The sequence below is a fragment of the Streptomyces sp. CO7 genome, assembly GCF_053474865.1.
Genome location: NZ_JBRIOU010000186.1, coordinates 1 through 5,218, shown reverse-complemented (window position 1 = coordinate 5,218; position 5,218 = coordinate 1). Strand labels below are relative to the sequence as shown.

General features: G+C 74.3%; 5 protein-coding genes. 3 read left to right on the top strand and 2 right to left on the bottom strand.

Features of this window, described 5'->3' with window-relative positions; translation table 11 throughout:
- Nucleotides 1–132 precede the first annotated feature (132 nt).
- Nucleotides 133–726: a TetR/AcrR family transcriptional regulator gene (locus tag ACOV8S_RS32240; RefSeq protein WP_448322120.1), complete on the top strand. Its 594-nt coding sequence runs from the start codon at nucleotides 133–135 to the stop codon at nucleotides 724–726.
- A gap of 120 nt (nucleotides 727–846) precedes the next feature.
- On the opposite strand, the gene ACOV8S_RS32235 is transcribed toward ACOV8S_RS32240, so the two are convergent.
- A complete protein-coding gene (locus tag ACOV8S_RS32235) occupies nucleotides 847–1,884 on the bottom strand; it encodes an SMP-30/gluconolactonase/LRE family protein (protein WP_448322119.1) in 1,038 nt (345 codons plus the stop codon).
- A 235-nt stretch (nucleotides 1,885–2,119) separates the two neighbouring features.
- Between ACOV8S_RS32235 and ACOV8S_RS32230 the strand changes: the two genes are divergently transcribed.
- Nucleotides 2,120–3,940: a flavin-containing monooxygenase gene (locus tag ACOV8S_RS32230; RefSeq protein WP_448322117.1), complete on the top strand. Its 1,821-nt coding sequence runs from the start codon at nucleotides 2,120–2,122 to the stop codon at nucleotides 3,938–3,940.
- Between the two features lie 15 nt (nucleotides 3,941–3,955).
- Here ACOV8S_RS32230 and ACOV8S_RS32225 read toward each other — a convergent pair whose 3' ends face one another.
- Nucleotides 3,956–4,348: a VOC family protein gene (locus ACOV8S_RS32225; RefSeq protein WP_448322115.1), complete on the bottom strand. Its 393-nt coding sequence runs from the start codon at nucleotides 4,346–4,348 to the stop codon at nucleotides 3,956–3,958.
- Between the two features lie 83 nt (nucleotides 4,349–4,431).
- On the opposite strand from ACOV8S_RS32225, the gene ACOV8S_RS32220 reads away from it, so the two are divergent.
- The coding region (locus tag ACOV8S_RS32220) for a helix-turn-helix transcriptional regulator (RefSeq protein WP_448322113.1) at nucleotides 4,432–5,218 on the top strand (787 nt) is incomplete at its 3' end.

Sequence of the window (5,218 nt, the reverse complement as noted above, 5' to 3'; positions counted from 1 at the left end):
CGGGAGAGGTGGGCCCGGAGGAGACGGACGCCGGGGAGGCGGGTCGGCACGCGGTGCGGGCCGGGGTACGTCTGCCGCCCCGGGAGGCGGTGAGGCCCAAGACGGTGAGGCCCGCCCGGTTACCCTTCCGGGGTGACGCGACCACCCACGCCGGAGGAGCGAAGACCCGCCAACCAGGGGCCGCTGGCCGCCGCCCGCAACCGCGCCGCCCTGATCGCCGCCGCCCGCGAGGTCTGCGCGGCCCAGGGCCTGGACGCCCCGCTCTCCGCCATCGCCCGCCGGGCCGGTGTCGGCCAGGGCAGCCTGTACCGCCACTTCCCCGACCGGGCCGCGGTGGCCGCCGCCGTCCTGGAGGAGAACGTCCGGCAGATCGAGCGGGCGGCCACCGCCGAGGACGCCACGTTCGCCGGCGTCCTGGGCGTGCTGACCTGGCACCTGACCGAGTCCGCCGCCTTCATCGACCTGCTGCGCGCCGACGGGGCCTCCACCTGCCGCACCGAGGGCCGCGCCTGCGCCCTCGCGCTGGCCGACCGGGTGGAGCGCGCCGTGGCGGGGAGCCTGCCGTCCGGCCCCCGGCCCGCAGCGGCGGAGGAGATCATGCTGGCCGTGGCCATGGTCTCCGGCGCCGTCACCGGCCTCACCCGCGAGGAGCGGGAGCGCCGGGCGCTGGCGGCCTGGCGGCTGCTGGGTGTCGAGGTGGGACCGGTGCGCCCCTTCGACGGCTGAGCCCGCCGGGAGCGCGCACCGCGGCGCCCTGCGGTCCGGCGTCGTCCCCCTCGCACCGGTCGGGGCAGGCCCGCGCGGCGGACCGGCTTCCGCCGACGGGGCGACTTCCGCCGGCGGGGGTCAGCCGCCGTTGGACTGCCGGATGCCCTCGGCGAGCGCCTCGAAGGTGTAGACGTACCCTCCGGCGGGCCCGCTCACCGTCATGTAGGCCTTCCGTCCGCCGGGCGCGATCGCCACGTTGGTGGCCGACTCCAGCCCCCGGGCGTCGGCGGCGGGAACCTCGACGGTCGCCAGGCGCTCGCCGTAGCGGTCGTAGACCGCCATCGCAGGGCGGCCGTGCAGGGCCTGGTACAGGTTCCCGTCCGCGTCCACGGCGATCGAGTCGGTCTGCGCGACGCCGCCGTCGACCCGGACGGCGGTGTGCCGGGAGGCCACCCCTCCCTTGCCGTCCAGGAGGAAGTGCGAGATCCGGTTCTCCGTCAGCTCGCTGACCCACAGCCCGCGGTACCTCTCGTCGAAGGAGATGCCGTTGGTCGCCGCCATCCCGTCGGCCAGGACGGTGGCCTGCTTCGTCGCGTGGTCGATCCGCACCACGCGGCCCTGCGCCTTGCCCTGCCGGTAGCCGCGGGAGTCGCTGACGTACGCGTTGCCCTCCGGGTCGAAGGTCAGGTCGTCCGGGTTCATCGGCGCCCCGTCGACCTCGCCGGAGAAGAACGTCCGCGGGTCGCCGCCGTCGGGGGCGAGGCTCACGATCCGGCCGGTGGCGAAGTCGGTGAGGTAGAGCCGCCCGTCGTGCGGGCCGAACTGCGCCGAGGTGTACGCGCCGGTGCCGTCGGTGTGGAGCCCTTCGGAGGTCTTCCCGCGGACGTCGACGCGTATCACCTTCGGCTCGCCCTCCGGCGCGGTCACGTCCACGACGACCAGGCGGCCGGCCTCGTCGAAGGTGGGCCCCTCCAGCAGCGTCATCCCGGTCCGCTCGTGCACCTCGGTGAGCCGCATCAGCTTCTTGGCGGGCAGCGTGCGCTCCGAGGCGGCGGCCGCCGTCCGGTCGCCGGGGGAGACGTACGACGAGGCCGGGGTCGTGCCGCACCCGGCGAGGGCGGCGAGCAGGCCGGCGGCGGCGAACCCGGCAAGGCACCGGATCGGGAGTCGTTGCATGAGGGCCTTCCTGTCCGGCACGGTCCCCGGCCCGGGACCGGTCCCATCAGGTCCCATCCGGTCCGGTGCGGTCCGGTCCGGTGCGGTCACCGCGCCCTCGCTGGGGGAACCGGACAGCGTTGTCCGGTAGGGGGTACGGTAGCGGACGTCCGGCCTCCGGGTCCGGGGAACGCCTCCCTGGACGCCTCAAGTCGACTGCTCTGTAACGGACTTCACAGAATCGAGGGTGTCCCGCATGACGACTCGTCAGGACCCGTCCCTGCAGGAGCTCGCCCGGCTGAGGGAGCGTTACCGGCAGGAGCGCGAGCGGCGGATCAGGCCCGACGGCGCCGGCCAGTACCGGGGCGCCGACGCGGCGTTCGGCCACTGGGCGGCCGACCCCTGGGCGGGCGGGCCGGCCGAGCGGGAGCCGGTGCGTGACGCGGTGGACGTCGCCGTCGTCGGCGGCGGCTTCGGCGGCATCCTGGCCGGGGCCCGACTGCGCGGGCAGGGCGTGGAGCGCGTGCGGATCGTCGAGAAGGGCGGAGACTTCGGCGGCACCTGGTACTGGAACCGCTACCCGGGCGTCCACTGCGACATCGAGTCCCACGTGTACCTGCCGATGCTCGACGAGACCGGGTACGTGCCGGAGTGGAAGTACGCGCCGGGTGAGGAGATCCGGCGGCACGCCGTACGCATCGCGGAACGCTTCGGCCTCCGCGACGACGCCCTGTTCTCCACCGAGGTCACCTCCCTCACGTGGGACGAGGACGCCGAGGTGTGGATCGTGGCCACCGACCGGGGCGACGCGTTCCGGGCGACCTACGTGGTCACCGCCACCGGCACGCTCTCCGAGCCGAAGCTGCCCGCCCTGCCGGGCATCGAGACCTTCGCGGGCCACACCTTCCACACCTCGCGCTGGGACTACGCCTACACCGGCGGCGGCCCCGACGGCGGCATGACGGGCCTCGCGGACAAGCGGGTCGGCGTGGTGGGCACCGGCGCCACCGGTGTGCAGGTCGTCCCCATGCTGGCCGAGGACGCCGGCCACGTGTACGTCTTCCAGCGCACCCCCTCGACGGTGGACGTGCGCGGCAACCGCCGCACCGCCGCCGAGGACGTCGGCGCCGGCCGGGACGGGTGGGCGCGAGAGCGGCGGGAGAACTTCCTGCGCGTGGTCTCCGGCGAGCCCGCCGAGCAGGACCTCGTCGCGGACCGCTGGACGGAGTCGGCGGCCCTGCTGGAGAAGCTGCTGCCGAGCTTCCGCCGCCAGGGCGACCGGGAGGCGTTCGAAGCCGCCTACGAGGTGGCCGACGCGGCCAAGATGAACGAGATACGCGCCCGCGTCGAGCAGGCCGTCGCCGAACCGGACACCGCGGAGAAGCTCAAGCCCTGGTACCGGTACGCCTGCAAGCGCCCCACCTTCTCCGACCTGTACTACCCGGCGTTCAACCGCGACAACGTCACCCTGGTGGACACCGCGGACACCCACGGCATCGAGCGGGTCACCGCGAGCGGCGTGGTGGTCGGCGGGCAGGAGTACGCCCTCGACTGCCTGGTCCTCGCCACCGGCTTCTCCGTGGGCGTCTCCGGGATCATCTCCGGCAGGCTCGCCGTCCAGGGCCACGGCGGCGCTCAACTGCTGCACCTCTGGGCGGCCCAGGGGCCGCGCACGCTGCACGGCTTCACCAGTCACGGCTTCCCCAACCTGCTCCAGATGGGTTCGCTGCAGAACGCCGCAAGCGTCAACTTCACCCACGTCCTCGACGAGCAGGCCGTGCACGTCGCCGCGCTGGTGGCGGCGGCTGAGGCGGAGGGCGCCCTGATCGAGCCGGCCCGGGAGGCCGAGGACGACTGGCTCGCCCTGCTGGCGAAGGAGGGACCGGACCACGAGTGGTTCCACGCCGAGTGCACCCCCGGCTACTACAACCGTGAGGGGAAGGGCCGCCCGAACGGCCCGTCCGCCTACCCGCACGGGGCGGTGGCCTTCCACGAACTGCTCCGCCGCTGGCGCGAGGAGTCCCTGGGACAGGTCCTGCGCCCCCCCACCTCCCCGTCGGTCCCCCGGACCCTCTGACCTCCCAGGCGAACCTCAGGCGAACGTGGTGATGCAGAAGGGATGGCCGGCGGGGTCGAGGAGGACCCGCCAGCGGTCCGGCTGCGGCTGGGATCCGGGCTCGACGGCGCCCAGGGCGAGGAGGCGGGCCTGGGCGGCGTCGAGGTCGTCGACGCCGAGCTCGAGGTGGGCCTGCTTCTCCTGGGCGGGGTCCGGCCAGGTGGGACGCCGGTAGTCGGACAGGCGGTTGAAGCCGAGTCCGGGCGACCCCTCCTCGCCCAGCAGGACGAAGTCCTCGCTCTCGTAACCGACGGGAAGCCCGAGGGCCTGCCCGTAGAAGCGGGCGAGTTCGGCGGGGTCGGGACAGTCGAAGGTGACGGCGGCGAAGCGGACGGCGGGTACGGACGTCTCTGCGGTGCTCGTGTTCATGGGTGGGACGGTACGACGGGACCAGGACAGGTTCGGTCCTGGATCCGTTCTGCTTCGCGGCGTGGTGCGGGAGACTTCGCGGTGTGATCAGCACTTCGGCCCGCCTGCTGCGTCTGGTGTCCCTGCTGTCCGCCAGACCGTCGTGGACCTGTGACGAACTGGCCGAGCGGATGGCGGTCACCGGGCGCACCGTGCGCCGGGACGTCGCCAGGCTCCGGGAGCTCGGCTATGGGGTCGAGTCCGACCCCGGTCCCTGGGGCGGGTACCGCCTGAGGCCCGGAAACCGCGTGCCGCCCCTGGTGCTCGACGACGAGGAGGCGCTGGCGGTGGCCGTCGGGCTGCGCGAGGCGGCGTACAGCGGCGTCCTCGGCGGGGATCAGGCGGCGCTGTCGGCGCTGCTGAAGCTGCGCCAGGTCCTGCCACCGCGGGTGGCGGAGCGGCTCGGTGAGATGGACGCGGCCTTCGTCCACACGCCGCGGCCCGACGAGCCGCAGATCACCTCCGGCACCCTGCGCGAACTGGCCAACGCCTGCCGCGGCGCCGAACGGGCCGACCTGGCCTACCGGGACAGGAACGGCAGGGCCACCATGCGGGAGGTCGACCCGTACCGCCTCGTGCACACCGGGCGCCGCTGGTACTTCGTCGCCCGTGACGTCGCGCGGGACGAGTGGCGGACCTTCCGGGCCGACCGGGTGGTGCGGATACGTCCGATCAGCGGGCGGGCCGTGGAACTCGCCGACCCGCCGGATCCCGCGCTGCTCGTCTCCCGGTCGATCGCGGCCGGCGCCTACCCCTGCACGGTGACCGTCCGTATCCCGCTGCCCATGGACCGCGCGCTGCGGCTGGTCCCGCCGACGGTCGGCGCCCACC